This is a genomic window from Sulfurospirillum multivorans DSM 12446 (assembly GCF_000568815.1).
Lineage (GTDB): Bacteria > Campylobacterota > Campylobacteria > Campylobacterales > Sulfurospirillaceae > Sulfurospirillum > Sulfurospirillum multivorans.
Window position 1 is genome coordinate 950,917 of record NZ_CP007201.1, and the last position, 17,014, is coordinate 967,930.

At 42.7% G+C, this 17,014-nt stretch carries 13 protein-coding genes; 10 read left to right on the top strand and 3 right to left on the bottom strand.

Annotated features, from left to right (window positions below; translation table 11 throughout):
• The first annotated feature begins 11 nt into the window (after window positions 1-11).
• The 6 genes from SMUL_RS04820 (at window position 12) to SMUL_RS04845 (ending at window position 7,583) form a co-directional block, all read left to right on the top strand.
• A complete protein-coding gene (locus SMUL_RS04820) occupies window positions 12-2,873 on the top strand; it encodes a molybdopterin-dependent oxidoreductase (protein ID WP_223809772.1) in 2,862 nt (953 codons plus the stop codon).
• Window positions 2,874-2,880: 7 nt separating this feature from the next.
• The gene (fdh3B, locus tag SMUL_RS04825) at window positions 2,881-3,486 is read left to right on the top strand and encodes a formate dehydrogenase FDH3 subunit beta (RefSeq protein WP_025344134.1); all 606 of its coding nucleotides are present in this window, start codon (window positions 2,881-2,883) and stop codon (window positions 3,484-3,486) included.
• Window positions 3,487-3,497: 11 nt separating this feature from the next.
• On the top strand, window positions 3,498-4,397 hold the full coding sequence (locus tag SMUL_RS04830) for a formate dehydrogenase subunit gamma (RefSeq protein WP_025344135.1): 900 nt from the start codon (window positions 3,498-3,500) through the stop codon (window positions 4,395-4,397).
• Between the two features lie 402 nt (window positions 4,398-4,799).
• A complete protein-coding gene (locus SMUL_RS04835) occupies window positions 4,800-6,125 on the top strand; it encodes a 2-isopropylmalate synthase (protein ID WP_051492673.1) in 1,326 nt (441 codons plus the stop codon).
• Window positions 6,126-6,211: 86 nt separating this feature from the next.
• Window positions 6,212-6,907 (top strand): MOSC domain-containing protein, encoded by a 696-nt coding sequence (locus SMUL_RS04840; protein WP_025344136.1) that lies wholly within the window; start codon window positions 6,212-6,214, stop codon window positions 6,905-6,907.
• A 58-nt stretch (window positions 6,908-6,965) separates the two neighbouring features.
• Window positions 6,966-7,583, top strand: a complete 618-nt coding sequence (locus SMUL_RS04845) for a LysE family translocator (RefSeq protein WP_025344137.1) — start codon at window positions 6,966-6,968, stop codon at window positions 7,581-7,583.
• A gap of 15 nt (window positions 7,584-7,598) precedes the next feature.
• Here the strand turns inward: SMUL_RS04845 and SMUL_RS04850 are convergent, their stop codons facing one another.
• Both SMUL_RS04850 and SMUL_RS04855 read right to left on the bottom strand, forming a co-directional pair.
• Window positions 7,599-9,803 (bottom strand): PAS domain S-box protein, encoded by a 2,205-nt coding sequence (locus SMUL_RS04850; protein WP_025344138.1) that lies wholly within the window; start codon window positions 9,801-9,803, stop codon window positions 7,599-7,601.
• A 125-nt stretch (window positions 9,804-9,928) separates the two neighbouring features.
• Entirely contained in the window at window positions 9,929-11,536 is a 1,608-nt protein-coding gene (locus SMUL_RS04855; protein WP_025344139.1) for a methyl-accepting chemotaxis protein, read from the bottom strand.
• 344 nt (window positions 11,537-11,880) lie between these two features.
• On the opposite strand from SMUL_RS04855, the gene SMUL_RS04860 reads away from it, so the two are divergent.
• Entirely contained in the window at window positions 11,881-12,099 is a 219-nt protein-coding gene (locus SMUL_RS04860) for an XRE family transcriptional regulator (RefSeq protein ID WP_223809773.1), read from the top strand.
• A 67-nt stretch (window positions 12,100-12,166) separates the two neighbouring features.
• Here SMUL_RS04860 and SMUL_RS04865 read toward each other — a convergent pair whose 3' ends face one another.
• Complete coding sequence (locus SMUL_RS04865) at window positions 12,167-12,877, bottom strand: YebC/PmpR family DNA-binding transcriptional regulator (protein ID WP_025344140.1); 711 nt, start codon at window positions 12,875-12,877, stop codon at window positions 12,167-12,169.
• A 121-nt stretch (window positions 12,878-12,998) separates the two neighbouring features.
• Here SMUL_RS04865 and SMUL_RS04870 point away from each other — a divergent pair, with 121 nt between their 5' ends.
• The 3 genes from SMUL_RS04870 (at window position 12,999) to SMUL_RS04880 (ending at window position 17,006) form a co-directional block, all read left to right on the top strand.
• Entirely contained in the window at window positions 12,999-13,595 is a 597-nt protein-coding gene (locus SMUL_RS04870; protein WP_025344141.1) for a lactate utilization protein, read from the top strand.
• A gap of 181 nt (window positions 13,596-13,776) precedes the next feature.
• Window positions 13,777-14,718, top strand: coding sequence for a TAXI family TRAP transporter solute-binding subunit (locus SMUL_RS04875; RefSeq protein ID WP_025344142.1), 942 nt, complete (start codon window positions 13,777-13,779; stop codon window positions 14,716-14,718).
• Between the two features lie 218 nt (window positions 14,719-14,936).
• Complete coding sequence (locus SMUL_RS04880; RefSeq protein ID WP_084613076.1) at window positions 14,937-17,006, top strand: TRAP transporter permease; 2,070 nt, start codon at window positions 14,937-14,939, stop codon at window positions 17,004-17,006.
• Window positions 17,007-17,014 lie beyond the last annotated feature (8 nt).

A 17,014-nucleotide genomic window follows, 5' to 3' on the forward strand; every position in this document is an offset into this window, starting at 1 on the left:
GACATAGCGTTATGGAAAACACAACAGCGCGTGCTCTAAACACGACCGTAGGTCGTAGATCATTTTTGAAAATGGCAGCATTGGGAAGCGTCTTTGGCGCAACATCAAGCTTTGCCAGTGAGAAAGTGACAAGAGCCGCAACAGAGGAAGAGGTCAAAGACCCGTTTCCTGGAAGCAAAAAAATTAAGACCATCTGTACATCGTGTTCAGTCGGTTGTGGTGTGATCGCAGAAGTTCACAACGGTGTTTGGGTTCGTCAAGAAGTTGCTCAGGATCACCCAATTAGCCTTGGTGGACACTGTTGTAAGGGTGCTGATATGATCGATATGGTCAGATCAGAAGTGCGCCTCAAGTATCCAATGGAAAAAGTTAATGGTCAGTGGAAACGTCTCTCTTGGGATGAAGCGCTGAATCGCATTGCGAAAAAATTGAGTGAACTTAAGAAAAAAGATGGCGCTGATGCCGTTCAGTTCTTAGGCTCTGCCAAAATGAGCAATGAACAAGCCTACTACTTTAGAAAATTTGCCGCGTTTTTTGGTACAAACAATATAGATCACCAAGCACGAATTTGACACAGCTCCTCAGTCGCCGGTGTGGCGAATACATTAGGATATGGGTCAATGACAAACTCGTTTGGAGACATCCAAAATGCAAAATCTATCTTTATTATTGGTTGTAATCCAGCCGTTAATCACCCTGTAGGTTTTGGTCATATTTTAAAAGCAAAAGAGAGAAATAACGCAAAAATTATCGTTATTGATCCACGCTTCACAAAAAGTGCTGCAAAAGCAGACTATTTTGCACAAATTCGCCCCGGCACAGACATCCCTTTTGTCTATGGTATGCTACATATCATTTTTAAAAATGGTTGGGAAGATAAAAAATACATCGAAGATCGCGTGTATGGTATGGATGAAATCAGAGCAGAAGCTGCCAAATGGACACCTCAAGTTGTTGCGGATGTTACAGGCGTTAGTGCAGAAACTCTCATCGAAATCACAACCGTTTATGCGAAAAACTCTCCTGGTACGCTTCTTTGGGCAATGGGTTTAACCCAACACACCATCGGTACAGGAAACACACGTATTGCTCCTATTCTTCAAATGGCACTGGGCTATATGGGAAAAGCAGGTGGTGGTACGAACATTCTTAGAGGTCACGACAACGTTCAAGGTGCAACCGATATGGGATGTTTATCGGACACACTTCCTGGCTATTACGGTTTGGTGGAAGGCTCATGGAAATACTACGCACGCATGTGGGGTGTGGAGTATGACTACATCAAATCACAGTTTAAAGATGCTTCATGGATGGGAAAACCAGGCTTTACGTTAGCACGTTGGTGGGCAGGCGTTCTCGCTGGAAAACCGGGTGAAGATGCGATTGAAAATGCAGGAACCAATCTTAAAGCGCTTGTCGTTATGGGCTGTGGCATCACGTCAACCTCTCAAAATCTTAAAATCCAACAAGGTCTTGATAACCTAGAACTTTTGGTCATTGCCGATCCGTTTGTGAACGAAGCAGCAATTTTGACCAATCGAAAAGACAATCTTTTCATCTTGCCTTCCGCGACACAGTTTGAAAGCAGTGGTACCGTTTCAGCAACCAACCGAAGTGCGCAGTGGCGTTCTAAAGTGGTGGAGCCTCTTTATGAGAGCAAGCCTGATCAAGAGATTATGTTTGAACTTGCCAAGCGTTTAGGGTTTTATGAAGAGTACACCCGTTCGATGATGATGAACCTCAAAAGCGATGGTTATCTTGAAATGACACTTAATAAAAAAACATTCCAGTGGCCTGAAGATGCGACGATTGAGATTTCGCGAACCCTTAGAACCATTGGTATGATGGGTTGGACACCTGAACGTATTAAAAAACACACCGATAACTGGCATCTGTTTGATGAAATCACGGGTGCAGGAAAAGGCGAGATGAAGGGCGAGTATTACGGTCTTCCATGGCCATGCTGGAGTGTAAAACACGGCGGTACACCAAACCTTTATAACGTCGATGTGCCTGTAAGCGAAGGCGGTATGGGCTTTAGAAATAACTTTGGTTTGGAAAAAGATGGCGTGAGCCTGCTTGCGGGTAATGGTTCAGCGCCACTAGATTCAAAAGTCAATGGCGGATACCCTGAAATTACCAAAGAGAACATCGAAAAACTCATTGGAAGAACGCTTAGTGCCTCTGAAAAAGATCTTTGTGGTGCGAACTGGAAAACATGTACGAGTGGTAAATTGGTTGATTTAGCACTTGAAGCTGGATTGACACCTTATGGAAATGCTAAGGCGCGCGCCGTTGTTTGGACGTTCCCTGATCGCATTCCACTTCACCGTGAGCCACTCTATTCTCCACGTCCTGATTTGGTTGAAAAATACCCAACGTATGCGGACAAGCAGAACCATTTCCGTGTGACCACAAAGTATGCAACGATACAAAAAGAGAAAGACTACACCAAAGAGTTCCCGATCGTCATGACAACCGGTCGTTTGGTTACGATGATGGGTGCTGGTTTGGAAAACAGAGCCTCAAAATACATTTGTGCCTTAACGCCAGAGATGTTCTGCGACATTCATCCTGATTTGGCAGGCAAAAACGGCATCCAAAACGGTCACATGATGTGGGTACACTCTCCAGCAGGTACCAAAATCAAAGTAAAGGCGAAGTATTCGTACACCGTTTTACCGAATATGGTCTTTTTACCGTTCCACTTCGGAGGCTTTATGCAAGGTGTGGACATGACGGGCAATTTCCCAGCAGGAACGAAGCCTTATGCCAGCGGTGAATGTGCCAATACGGTTGTGAGTTATGGGTATGACATCATTACGCAGATTCCTGCATCTAAAGCGGGTTTATGCCGCGTAGAGAAAGCGTAGGGGGCACATGATGGAAAACGCTAGAATGAAATTTTACTGCGATGAGAGCAGATGTATTGAGTGTGATGGATGCAGCATTGCTTGTGCGGAAGCGCATGAGTTGCCTGCTGGAATTGCACGCAGAAAAGTGATTACGATTCATGAGGGAATTCCTGGAAAAGAGGTCTCTACTTCGATTGCATGTATGCACTGTACGGACGCTCCATGTGAGCAGGTTTGCCCCGTAGATTGTTTCTACATTCGCGAAGACGGTGTGGTGCTTCATGATAAAGAGAAGTGTATCGGTTGTGGATACTGCTTATACGCATGCCCATTTGGTGCACCTCAGTTTCCACGAGAGGGTATTTTTGGCTCAAAAGGTGCGATGGATAAATGTACGATGTGTGCAGGAGGTCCACTTGCGACCAATTCACATCATGAATTTGAACTGTATGGTCAAAACCGTATTGCTGAGGGAAAAGTTCCTGTATGTGCAGCGATGTGTTCAACCAAAGCACTTTTAGTCGGTGATGCGCAGTCCGTGTCCAATGTCATCAGAGAGCGTGTTACGGCTCGTGGCGGAAAAGGTATAAACTCATCGTACGGATGGGATAAAGCCTATAAAAACCAATGAAAGGAATAGCAATGAGAAAGTATTTTTACGCACTCATTGCGCTCCTAAGTTTGGCTACGGTGGCATTGGCTACCAATAGTCAAATCTGGGGTGAAATGCGTATACAAAATATTTTAGGGTACGGACAAGAAGAGAGCTTAAAATTAGGCGCTTGGTTTACTTTATTGCAAAGCAAATACTTTGCATGGGTGTTTTTAGGGGTACTGATCGGTGTTCCGACCGTCTTTTTCTTACACTATAAAATTATAGGACAAAAAGTATTTCCACACAGTCATAATAAACATTATGCCTTTAATCTGTTCCATAGAACGGTTCACCAAATCGCGGCAGTTAGCTTTTTGGTGATTATCCCCACAGGATTTATTATCGTGTTTGGTGATTTCTTTGGGGGTGGTACACTTGTGAGAATGGCAAAAAACCTTCATGGAATTTTCACCATTCCGTTTGCCATTGTCATTATTCCCATGGCACTTATGTGGATTAAAGAGGCGATTTTTAATCTGGAAGATATTAAATGGTTCATGATCTTAGGAGGGTATCTCTCTAAAGAAAAACGCATCATCAACGCAACCCAATTTAACGCAGGTCAAAAGATGTGGTATTGGGTCTGTATTTTGGGTGGTTTAGTCATGATTTTAAGTGGTGCGATGATGTTCTTTATGGACTTTAAAATCGAGATGTTGCATAACCTTACGGGTTTGAGCCACATTGATATGTTAAGAGCTTCTGCTATTATCCATAATGTTATGGGCTTTATTTTAGTAGCTGTCTTCTTTACGCATATTTATATGGCAGCGGTTGCGATTAAGGGTGCCATTCACAGCATCATCACGGGTTACGTCGAAGAAGAGGAAGTCAAATTCCTTCACAATGCGTGGTATAAAAAGCTTAAGGAAAAAGGCAAGTTTTAGTCTTTACATGTAAGGAGAAATCTCTCCTTACATGCCTTCAAACGCTTTACATGTAAAACCTCTTTTGCGATTTTCAAACTTCTGTGCTATACTTTTGTCAAATTTTCTTAAAGGAGAACCGATGGCAACTTTTATATCCCATCACACCATACACCAACCTCAGAGCATAGCGCAATTTTCTAACGCATCACTCGTCGTCGTCCTCCTCCTGAAGCTCCGTTAACACTTCACACTCACCCCTTTATTTTCACTGTTGATTTTTAAATTGGCTTTTTAGCCCTGAGGATACCTCTACCTAATTAGCACAATTTTATTCATTTTCATTGCTGTTTTTCTTGCCATGACGCAAGATTTTTCTGCCTATATGAGCTATTGGCTCATTCATAACTTAAGGATATTTCTATGCAAAATACAGACATGACACAAACGTTTAAAAAATACAAACCGTACCCCTTAGTTCCTTTATCTCACAGAGAGTGGGCAAGTAACGTTATTACAGGTGCTCCCATTTGGGTTAGTACCGATCTTCGAGACGGCAATCAAGCCCTTGTAGCGCCGATGAATGCGACCAAAAAATTGGCGTATTTTCAAAAATTGGTTGCGATGGGATTTAAAGAGATCGAGATCGCGTATCCGAGCGCTTCTCAAACGGATTTTGACTTTTGTCGAACGTTGATTGAGCAAAATTTAATCCCTGAGGATGTTAGGGTTGCAGTCTTAATGCCTTCCATCGAAAAACACATTAGAAAAACGTTTGAAGCGTTGAATGGTGCCAAAAAAGTAACGATGCACCTTTACAATCCAACGGCAGACAATCAGCGAAAAATTGTGTTTGACAAAAGCAAAGCGGAGATTATCGCTTTAGCGGTTGAAGGCACACGCATCATCAAAGAAGAGGCGGCAAAATTTAAAGGTGATGTGATGTTTCAGTATTCACCCGAGAGCTTTTCACAAACCGAGTTGGAGTTTGCACGCGATGTGGTCAATGCGGTTATCAGCGAGTGGATGCCAACGAAAAATGCGCCCATGGTTATCAATTTGCCCAACACCTTAGAGGCATGCACACCCAACATCTATGCCGATAGAATCGAGTGGATGAGCAAACAGATGTTAGAACGTGACGCGGTAATATTGAGCGTTCATCCGCACAATGACAGAGGCACGGCGGTTGCGAGCGCGGAAATGGCGATCTTAGCAGGAGCACAAAGGGTTGAGGGCACGCTTTTGGGAAATGGCGAGAGAGCGGGTAATGTTGACTTGGTTACGATGGCGTTCAATCTTTACTCTCAGGGAATCGATCCGATGTTAGATATTTACAATATCGATACGATTTTGCAGGAGATCATCACATTGACACACAGTACCATTCCTCCCCGTCACCCTTATGTAGGTTCTATGATTTACACGGCTTTTTCGGGCACGCATCAGGACGCAATAAAGAAGGGTATGGAGTATCAAAAGGTGGTGTTAGATGGCTATTGGCACGTCCCGTACTTGATCATCGATCCAAAGGATATTAAGCGGGATTACCGTGATGTGGTGCGCATCAATTCGCAATCGGGCAAAAGCGGCGTGGCGTATGTGCTCAAAGAGTTTTACGGCATCGAAACGACGAAAACGATGCAAATTGAAATTGCTTTAGAAGTGCAAAAGTTGTGTGATGAAAAAGGAATCGAGGTGAATGCCGAAGAAATTTTCAAAGTATTTCGCCAAATGTGTAAGCTTTAGAGCTTTACATGTAAAGATTTTGAGGCGCATCAAAGTAAAATTTGACGTGTTGTATTAGAATATACGAAGAAGATCAAGGAGTTAAGATGAAAGCATGTGTACTCTCCGTTCAAGTGGGACGTGCGAAAACTTATGGTGATACACGATCGAAAGATTTTTTGGAAAAAGAGTGGGTTAGTGCCTCGTTTAAAGAAGTCAGCCAAGTCCCTCTTTTTGCAAGTTTTAGTGGGTTAGCTGGCGATGAAGTCGCCGATAAAATGCACCATGGCGGAATCGATAAAGCCATCTTTGCCAACAGCTATGAAAACTATGCGCATTGGGCTTCATTTTTAGAAGTTGAGTCTTTACCTTATGGTGCTTTAGCGGAAAATCTAACGATACAAGGCTTGCACGAAAGCAATGTATCGTTAGGAGATATTCATCAGATAGGTACAGCTATTTTGCAAGTCTCACAGCCGCGAAAACCGTGTTGGAAAATTTCGCGAAGATGGAATCATAAAGCCTTTACCAATGAGATTTTCACCAGTGGATTTACGGGATGGTACTATAAAGTGTTACAAGAAGGCATCATAGGATCTAACAATGACGTGCGGGTGATTCTGCAAAAAAAGACGCCTCAAATTTCTATTTTGGAGGCAAATAACGCTTTTAGAGAGCCTGAAAAATATAGACAAATCCTTGAGACTATTTTAAATATACCTTCTCTTGCGAGTTCTTATCAAGAAAGTGTTGTAAAACGGCTCAATAATGAGAGTAACCTTGGGTATATGAAAACGGAATAAGCCCTAAAAGGCACTCTGTGATAAAATGACTCTATTATTTCACTCTGAAGGCTCTGTTATGATAAGCGTAGAATTTCTGATCACATCATTGATTGTGGTGCTGATTCCTGGTACGGGTGTTTTGTTTACCATTTCAACAGGATTGGCGCAAGGTCGAAAAGCCAGTGTGTATGCTGCCCTTGGGTGCACAGCAGGCATTGTGCCGCATCTTTTAGCAACGATTTTTGGGCTTGCTGCCATTATGCACACGAGTGCTCTGGCGTTTGAAGTCTTGAAAATTGCAGGTGTTATGTATCTGTTTTATCTGGCATACATGACATGGAAGGACAAAAGTGGTTTTGAAGCTCAAGCTATTTCTACGCGTTCTAGTGCGCTCTCTTTGGCGACCAAAGCGTTTTTGCTGAACATTCTCAATCCCAAATTGACCATCTTCTTTTTGGCATTTTTACCACAATTTGTCTCGCCTGAAACGACATCACCACTGGGTGATATGGTAATGTTAAGTGCGGTGTTTATGCTGATGACATTTGTGGTGTTTGTGATCTACGGTCTTTTAGCGCATGGGTTTCGTCAAAGCGTGATGGAATCACACCGTGTTCAAACATGGTTACGCCGTGGTTTTGCACTGACCTTTGCAGGACTTGGTCTACAGTTGGCGTCTTCAACGCAGAAGTAAAACGGTTCGAGGTTTTTAGATCGCGTAGTTGATGGCGTCTTTGAGGCTATCGCGAATGGCTAGAAAGTCCTCTTTGGCGTTGAGGAAAAGATCGACGATTTGCGGGTCAAAATGTTTCCCACGTTCGTGCTCAAAAAATTCAAAAACAGCCGCGTCTTCCCATGCTTTTTTGTAACAGCGATCATGACTCAGGGCATCAAAAACATCGGCAACGGCAACGATGCGAGCGTAGAGATGAATGTCTCTTCCTTTGAGATTGAGCGGGTAGCCCGTTCCATCGTACTTTTCATGATGCTCTTTCGCGATGATGGCTGCTGCTTGAAGCAGTGGGCGTGTGGAGTTTTGCAAAATCGTGAAACCCAACATTGCGTGAGTACGCATAATCTCCCACTCTTCCTCATTTAAAGAACCTGGTTTTTGCAAAATCGAATCAGGAATACCCACTTTGCCGATGTCGTGCATCGGAGAAGCAGAGCCGATGAGGTCGGACTCTTTTTTATCCAGACCGTATTTTAGCGCCAAAAGGCGAGAGTAAGCGGCGACGCGTCTGACGTGATTGCCGGTCTCTTTGCTACGACTCTCCGCGATCTCGCCCATACGGTAAATAACCTCTTGCTGGGTCGCTTCAAGCTCTTCATGTAGGTTGATAATTTCGGTGATGTCGCGTCGAATTGCCATGTATTCAAGTGGAATACGGTACTTGTTGAAAATGGGTAAAATTGTGGAGTAAAACCAAGCGGCATTGCCATCTTTGCGCTGATTTTTAAAGACGCCGCGCCAGACTTTTCCTTTTTTTAGGGTTCTCCACAAATCGGTAAAAACTTCGTTAGGTGTGTCTTTGTGTCGGATAATGTTGTGATTTTTTCCAATAACTTCTTCTTCGCAAAAGCCTGTTGTTTTATAAAAATTTTCATTGGCGAAGGTGATGTTACCTTCCAAATTGGTACGGGTTAGGATGGTACTTTCATTGATGGCATGTTCGTATTGTTTAAACATGTGGTACGCATCTTCAAAGTTTTTTTCCGAAATTTTGAGTTGCGTTTGAAGTGAATCATGAATCTCATGTACGCTACTAATGTCGGTTCGAATGCTGATAAATTCGACAATATTCCCCTTGTGATCGATGATAGGATTGATCACGGCATTGACCCAATAGGCTGAGCCATCTTTGCGCCTATTTTTGACCACGCCTTCCCACTTTTCACCCTTTAAGATCGTCTCCCACATCTGTTTGAAAATTTCTTTAGGCATACTTGGATGACGCACGATGCTATGGGGTTGCCCGATGAGCTCTTCATAACGATAGCCTGAGATGTGACAAAATTTATCATTGACATAGGTGATGATGCCCTCTTTGTTGGTTTTTGAGACAATGGTACTTCGATCAACCGCATTTTTATATTCTTGCAAGAGTATTTTTTGATAGCTATTTTCTTTGGTTTTACGCTCAAATTCGATCCAAAAATCGACTTTTAACAGGAGCTCTTCTTCAATAAATGGCTTATGAAAAAACTCATTCGCCCCTTGTTTGATAAGGTTTCTAATAGTGTTAGCATCGTAATGCTCTGTGAGGATAAAAATGGGAATATGCATGCTTTGTTTCATGTTCCGAAACTGCACCAGCAACGACTCTTTTATAGCGCTTGAAGCCGAAAAATCTAAGATAATCAGATCAAACGCGGTGACATCCAGAAGCTTTTGAGCCTGCGTGCTATCTTGAGCAATCTCAACATCGTAATGATGCGGTCGTAAAATGGTTTGAATGTACTGTGCACTTATGGGTGAGGCATCCACCACCAAAATGGAATAAATGGTGTTGTACAAAAGCGCTTTCATTGTTTTATGAATCTCTTTAATCATAACAGGCAGTGGAGAAGTTTTGCAAAGTGAACCCAAAACACCATACCGTGACCACTCTTCATAGTGGTTTGTTTTGGCGTCAGAAGTGTAAATAAAAATTTTATGGTTTTCAAAAATATGCAGATTTTGCAGAATCATCTCACCTTCACCATCCGGAAGTGTGAGATCTAAAATAATGAGGTCAAACGAGGAAAATGTCAGAAGTTCAATTGCGGCGTGTAGTGTGTCTGCATGGCGCACAGGATACCCCAGCGCTTCGAGTGATCTTTGCAGCATTTTTGAAAACATTTTGGAGGGGTCGATAAGAAGAATTGAGCCGATCTTTGGCTCTCCCAAAGTACTGTTTAGGGCAATGGTCATGCAAATTCCTCATAAAGCGTTAAATGAAGGGTTAATTATACAGAAATGAAAGTTTATTCTGCTGATATTTTACATGTAAAGAGCAATTTTCCCCTCTTTACATGTAAAAAGACGCGAAGGCTTTTTTACTGAAATTGCCCCAGCTTAAGATTGAGGTTTTCCGCCAACTTCGAGAGATGATCCGCCGCACTTGCGATCTCTTCCACACTTCTGGCATTTTCACTCGTAATGGAATTAATGTTAGTCACAAGGTCCACAATCTTATCGGTATCTTGAGCAATCTTATTGGAATTATTGGCACTAATCGTAACCGACTTCACACTCTCATCCATCACCGAAGTGGTGCTGATAATCGTCTCTTCCACATTGGTAGAAACCCCTGCTAATCGTCTTACATTTTGAGCATTCTTGGTCATCTTATCCGAAGAGTTCACAATGGACTGGACAATGATATTAATCGTCGCATTGATCTCTGTCAGTGAGGTTTGGGTTCGCTCTGCTAACTTTCGCACTTCATCGGCAACCACCGCAAAACCACGCCCATGATCTCCTGCACGCGCCGCTTCAATCGCCGCATTAAGAGCCAATAAATTGGTTTGATCCGCAATATCCGAAATCACTGTTAAGATTTGTTTGACTTGTTCGGCATCTCTGCTCATCTGCTCTAATTGTGATGCTAAAGCTGTTTCTGCTTCACTCGCCAGCTCGACTTCATCTTTGAGCATGATGACCTCTTTCTTAGCTGACTCTAGTTTATCGCCTGCTAGAGCAATACTTTTTTTCATCTCTTCCGATAAAATAGCGGTTTCTTGCACAAACTTCTTAATGGTGACAATCTCTTCAATCGTATTGTTAACAATGACCGTACTGTTTTCAGCATTTCTACCTATTTGCATACTGGTGGTACTGAGCTCATGCGAAACCGAAGCATTCTCACTTGAAGAGCGCTTGACATCATCAATGATCGTTTCTAAGGTATCCACCAAACTATTAAAGCTATTGACGATCTCTTGAATCTCATTGTTTTTACCGTATTTGATTCTAAATTTAAGCTCTTTATTTTGTACAAAACCTGAGATGCCATCACGTATCAGTGATACACCGTGCATAATGTTGTTGCGGATGACAATGCCTATGATAACCATAGCAATGGCGATAAGCAAAGAGAGACTTATCATGATGGTACTAGCACTATTTTTCTCGATAACGGCATTTTTAGCATCTTTATCTGCTAAGAGTTGGTTATATTGCATGTGTTCATCAATAGCTTGCATCATATTTTGTGCAATTGTTTGATTTGCTATATTTAATGCTTTTGCTTCAGAGTTTTTATTTGCATTGGAAAGAGCAAAGAATTTTTCTATAAACGTAGAATAGTGTGCAAAATACTCCTTTTCTTTTTCATATAACTCTTTATCTTTATCATCTGAAACAAGTGATTCATAATTTTTGAACTCTTTTTCAAACTCCGCTTTGTATTTTCGGTATTGTTCTTCTAGTTTTTTCATTTCATTCATATCTTCAGTACCAAGATGCTGCCAAATAGTAAGTCGAATGCGATACATGGTTTTTTGTAAATGGCTCATTAAGATAACGCTAGGTAATGAATTCACATTACATGTATTCGTCTCTTCATAAACTTTATCCATTTTATTTAAACCAATACTAAAGACAGCAAAAATTCCTAAAATAGCAATGCTTAGCATTGTTATCAACTGTTTGGATAGACTCATAGTAACTCCTTTGAAATGTTCAATCTATGGTATTAAGGATTTTTAAATAAAATTGATATGAGAAAAGTGTCGTTAAAGCTACAATCTTGCCCCCATTGTATTTAACCTGAAGATATTTCATAAATGCACTAAAATAACAAACCTAACAATTTGGTAAAATGCCATATTGAGATGGATTTGCCCTCTGTTCCTTGGTAATTCTTTTAGGAATAACTAATAATAAAAAATTAATATTCTGAGCATTGTAAGCCAATAAAAGAAATACTGCAAAGTCCTATAGGACATTGAAGCAAACGTGTTATCAAAGTAAACTCACAAAAAAGTCGCCTGTGTTAGGTACTGTTTTGAAAGAGCAGAGAATTATGTGTCACTATGATGTTGAAGAAATACATGCTCAAATACGCCATAATGTAAAGCTATTGAGGGAAATGAAGGGAAAGAGTCAGCTTGAAATGGCGCTTGCTATCGGACACTCATCAGCAGCATTTTATGCCAAGGCAGAACTTGGTATTCAGCGTAAGAAATTCAATGTTGAGCATTTGGTAAAATTGCGAATGTTTTAGAAGTGGATATTCGGGATTTTTTCAATAATTCAAGAGAGTAGGGCTTTACATGTAAAGCCCTACTATGTTAACCAATGTTTGTATAAACAGCCTGTACGTCATCATCATCTTCGATTTTTTCGATGATTTTATCGACATCGACCATCTGCTCTTCGCTGAAGCTCACAGGATTGTTGGCGATGCGTTCCAAGTTGGCTTTGGTAAGGACAATGCCAAGGCGATCAAAGGCGGCATTGAGCGTTCCAAAGTTGGTGTAATCGGCATACACCAACACAACCCCATCTTCTTCCTCGATCTCTTCAAGTCCCGCGTCGATGAGTTCAAGTTCTAGCTCTTCGATGTCCATGTCTGCTGTTTTGGCAAACTCAAAAACCGCTTTGCGAGAGAACATAAATTCGAGTGAGCCATTATTGACCATCTCGCCGCCTGCTTTTTTAAACGCGCTTTTGATGTTCGCAACGCTACGTGTATTGTTGTCCGTTGCACACTCCACAAAAAAGAGTGAACCGTGCGGTCCTTTGCCTTCAAAGGTGACTTCACTCAGGGTTTGTGCATCTTTGCCAAGGGCTCGTTTAATTGCCGCATCGATGTTGTCTTTAGGCATATTTTCCGCTTTGGCGTTGAGGATCGCTGTTCTGAGTTTTGCATTGCTCTCAGGGTCTCCACCGCCTTCTTTTGCCGCCATCATAATGGTTCGGCCAAGTCTTGGAAATACGCGTGACATATTTCCCCATCGTTTCATTTTTGATGCTTTTCGGTATTCAAACGCTCTTCCCATAGGGGTCAATTCCTTGTGTCATGTTCTTAATAGTGCATTATTATAGCTTGTTTAACCCTTGTTTAAAATAAGAGATTTTTCTATAATCTATCAGCAATTCACACATTCAAAGGATGGTACGATGGAAAATCTTAAAAAAATTTATAAAAAACATGGCTTCGAGCTGATTTGTGTTCCCACGCAAGAAGAAGCGCTGAGTGTCGCGATGAGTTTTATTAAGCCGCACATGAGCATCGGATTTGGCGGATCGACGACGGTCAAACAAATTGGGCTGTATGACTATGTTACTTCTCGTAAGGACATTACACTTTTTAATCAGTACGAAGCGGGCATCAGCATGGAAGAAAATAGCGATCGAAGGCATAAAGGTATTCTCGCAGATCTTTACATCACGAGTACCAATGCCCTGACGAAAAATGGGGAGCTTGTCAATGCCGATGGCAGTGGAAACAGGGTTGCAGCGCAGATTTTTGGGCCTAAAAAAGTGCTGATTATCGCAGGCATCAATAAGTTGGTTGCAAACGTGGAAGAGGGCTTTGCGCGCATTCGCGATGTGGCAAGTCCTAAGAACATTGAGCGTATGAATAACCTTGCCATCAGTATGGGAAAAGAGCCACGCCATAACATGAGTAACATCGGTCGAAAATTTGCCTACATCAACGGTGATGACGAAGGGCGAACGACGATTATTTTAGTGGATGAAGCGCTTGGCTATTAAAATGCTTCGCAGGGAAACACTTTACATGTAAAGAGGTAATGGTGTGACTTTTTTAGATTCTCCAAGGAAATTTGCATTAAAGTAAAAGTATAAGAAGTTTATGGAGCCTTGGTCGTTAAAATAAGACTAACGGGGCTTCATAAGCCTTTGGTGTAATATCAAATTTCATAAGGAGCAATGGATGAAGAAATCACTTTTAGTAGGTGCAGTAGCCGTATGTTTGAGCGTTTCCGTGTATGCGGCAGAGTTTATCAACGTTTTGACGGGTGGAACGAGTGGGATTTATTATCCTCTGGGTGTCGCACTTTCGCAGATGTATGCCAAAGCGATTCCCGATTCTAAAACAGCGGTTCAAGCAACCAAGGCGAGTGTCGAAAACCTCAACCTTCTCCAAGCAGGACGCGGTGAAGTAGGCATCTCTTTAGGTGATTCCTTCTCCGATGCGTACAAAGGCGATGCAGATGCCGGCTTTAAAGCGCCACTTAGCAAGCTTCGTACCATTTCAGCCCTTTATCCCAACTACATTCACTTTGTCGCTGCCGCGGATTCTGGCATCAAGTCATTTGCTGACATCAAAGGCAAACGCATCTCTGTCGGTGCTCCAAAATCGGGTACCGCTTTGAATTCTAAAAAGATTTTAGAAGCAGCAGGCATTGACTACAAAGACTTTTCAAGAGTCGAGTACCTCTCGTATGCAGAATCCGTTGAACTCATGAAAAACAGACAACTGGATGTTACACTGCTTTCCTCTGGTGCTGGTGTAGCAGCACTTCGCGATCTTGCGACGTCTCAAAAAGTCGTTTTCTTGACGATTCCTGAGGAAATTGTCACAAAAATTGGTGATCCAGCGTACCAAGTTGGCATCATTCCTGCCAATACGTATGAAGGTCAAACAGAGGATGTTAAAACTGTTTCCGTTCAAAATTTCCTTGTCACACATGCTGGCGTTTCAGAGCAAACAGTTTATACGATGACCAAAACCATGTTTGAAAACCTAGACCAAATGGTCGCAGCGCACGCCGCAGCAAAAGGTATTAAACTCGAAAATGCTGCAAAAAATCCTCCTGCACCCTTGCATCCAGGAGCTGCGCGGTACTACAAAGAAGTGGGTATTTTAAAATAGACTTTTTATAAAACTCATTTTATAAAAAGGTAAAGCACTAAAGGTGCGTGGGCATTTCGTCTTGCAAAACGCAGTGTTAACGTAGTCTTTTCACAGAAACTTCGTTTTGAGCTTTGCTTTAAAGACGTGTAAAGAGTTCTGTAAGAACTCTACAAAAAAAGAGGAAGCTCTGAAGTAATAGAGCTTCCTTTACTTAACACATTGTGAAGGAATTAAGTATGTCAGCCTTAGTAAACGAGGAAGTGCACGAAGAGGCTTCCGATTTTGAAGAGCACGGACACCAGCGTCAGCTGATAGGCTGGGCATCCCGCTTGGTGGTGTTTGGAGCACTCTGCTTTTCTGCGTATCAGATCTCTGTTGCGGCGTTTCACCCGTTTTCCAGTTTGATTATTAGAGCGTTACATGTAAGCTTTTTGATGCTTTTAATTTTTATGCTTTACCCTGCGCGAAAAAAGGGTCGAAAAGAGCAAAGTATCCCGTGGTACGATATTTTGCTCTCTTTACTAGGGTTTTCAGTTGGGTTTTATCATCTTTTCTTTGAAGCCGATTTGATTGAGCGCTCGGGTGATCCAACGACGGCAGATTTGGTGGTAGCCACGCTCGCCTCCGTCCTTATTTTTGAAGCAGCACGTCGTGTGGTAGGCTGGGCATTGCCAATTGTATGTTCGCTTTTTTTAGCCTACGGCTTTTTTGGGCAATATTTACCCCTTTCCATCGCGCATCGAGGATTTGGGTTTGACCAAATCGTAGGGCAACTTTACCTTGGAAGTGATGGTGTTTTAGGGATACCAACGCTTGTCTCTGCTACGTACATCTTTTTGTTCATTCTGTTTGGAACGTTTTTGGAACATGCAGGCATGATTCGCCTCTTTAACGCCCTTGCCCTTGGTCTAGTAGGTCGCGCGCAAGGAGGTCCCGCTAAAGTTGCGGTCATCTCTTCAGGTCTTATGGGAACCATCTCAGGCTCAGGCGTCGCCAATGTTTTAACCGTTGGTCAATTTACGATTCCGTTGATGAAGCGCTTTGGCTATACGCCCGTTTTTGCAGGGGCTGTTGAAGCGACTTCATCGATGGGCGGGCAGATTATGCCCCCTGTTATGGGCGCAGTGGCGTTTATTATGGCGGAGACGCTCAATGTGGCATACTCCGATATTGTTAAAGCGGCGATTATTCCAGCGACGCTTTACTATGCTACGGCTTTTTGGATGGTACATCTTGAAGCAGGGCGCTTAAAGCTTTTAGGTATTCCTGCGGATCAATGTCCTAATGTCTGGAACGAGCTCAAAATGAGTTGGTATCTAGCGCTTCCGTTGGTGGCATTAGTGTACATGCTGTTTCATGGGTTCACCCCAATGTTTGCAGGAATGATGGGCTTAACTTTAACCTCGGTCTTGATTTTAGGAGCCGCGTTGGCGGCACGCATCTCTCATACAGCCGTGCGGTATGTGTTTTGGTTTGCGATAGCCCTCAGCGCTTCCTCCTTTTTAGAGTGGGGCATTGTTCCTGTTTTAGGCGTCATTGTGCTGTTAGTCGCTCTTAATTTTATGGTTCAAGGCGGGCGTGATACGCTAAGAACCATGAAAACAGCACTGGTTGATGGAGCAAAACAAGCACTTGGCGTGGGAATTGCGTGTGCGATCGTAGGTGTCATCATCGGCGTTTTAACGCTCACAGGCGCGGCATCCAATTTTGCAGGGTTTATCCTTGAAGTGGGAGAGACCAGCCTTTTCCTCTCACTGTTTTTAACCATGATTGTGTGTATTATCTTAGGTATGGGAATTCCGACTATTCCTAACTACATCATCACCAGCTCCATTGCTGCCCCTGCACTTTTGAAGCTAGGCGTTCCTCTTATCGTAAGCCATATGTTTGTTTTTTACTTTGGTATTATGGCTGACCTTACACCGCCTGTTGCCCTTGCCGCCTTTGCCGCAGCTTCTATCGCTAAAGCTTCTGCGATGAAGATAGGCTTTAAAGCGACGCAAATCGCTATAGCAGGGTTTGTGGTGCCTTATATGGCGGTGTATGATCCTGCATTAATGCTTCAAGGCGATCCTACATGGACGGCAGTTGTGTACATTGTGTTCAAAGCACTGCTTGCCATTTTCTTATGGGGTTGCTCTGCCATTGGGTATTTGTGGACGCCCCTTCAGATGATTGAACGCATTATTGCCGCGTGTGTGGCAGCTCTTTTAGTCGTTGCTTTACCGATCACCGATGAAATTGGACTGTCCTTAGGCATGCTTTTCATTGCATGGAATGGATGGAAAAGATATAAATCGAAATGATCGCGTTA

Bases quoted from the DNA above. Each gene is read 5' to 3' on its own strand.
- fdh3B (WP_025344134.1), top strand. From the start codon at position 2,881: ATGATGGAAAACGCTAGAATGAAATTTTACTGCGATGAGAGCAGATGT.
- SMUL_RS04830 (WP_025344135.1), top strand. From the start codon at position 3,498: ATGAGAAAGTATTTTTACGCACTCATTGCGCTCCTAAGTTTGGCTACG.
- SMUL_RS04835 (WP_051492673.1), top strand. From the start codon at position 4,800: ATGCAAAATACAGACATGACACAAACGTTTAAAAAATACAAACCGTAC.
- SMUL_RS04840 (WP_025344136.1), top strand. From the start codon at position 6,212: ATGAAAGCATGTGTACTCTCCGTTCAAGTGGGACGTGCGAAAACTTAT.
- SMUL_RS04845 (WP_025344137.1), top strand. From the start codon at position 6,966: ATGATAAGCGTAGAATTTCTGATCACATCATTGATTGTGGTGCTGATT.
- SMUL_RS04850 (WP_025344138.1), bottom strand. From the start codon at position 9,803: ATGACCATTGCCCTAAACAGTACTTTGGGAGAGCCAAAGATCGGCTCA.
- SMUL_RS04855 (WP_025344139.1), bottom strand. From the start codon at position 11,536: ATGAGTCTATCCAAACAGTTGATAACAATGCTAAGCATTGCTATTTTA.
- SMUL_RS04865 (WP_025344140.1), bottom strand. From the start codon at position 12,877: ATGGGAAGAGCGTTTGAATACCGAAAAGCATCAAAAATGAAACGATGG.
- SMUL_RS04870 (WP_025344141.1), top strand. From the start codon at position 12,999: ATGGAAAATCTTAAAAAAATTTATAAAAAACATGGCTTCGAGCTGATT.
- SMUL_RS04875 (WP_025344142.1), top strand. From the start codon at position 13,777: ATGAAGAAATCACTTTTAGTAGGTGCAGTAGCCGTATGTTTGAGCGTT.
- SMUL_RS04880 (WP_084613076.1), top strand. From the start codon at position 14,937: ATGTCAGCCTTAGTAAACGAGGAAGTGCACGAAGAGGCTTCCGATTTT.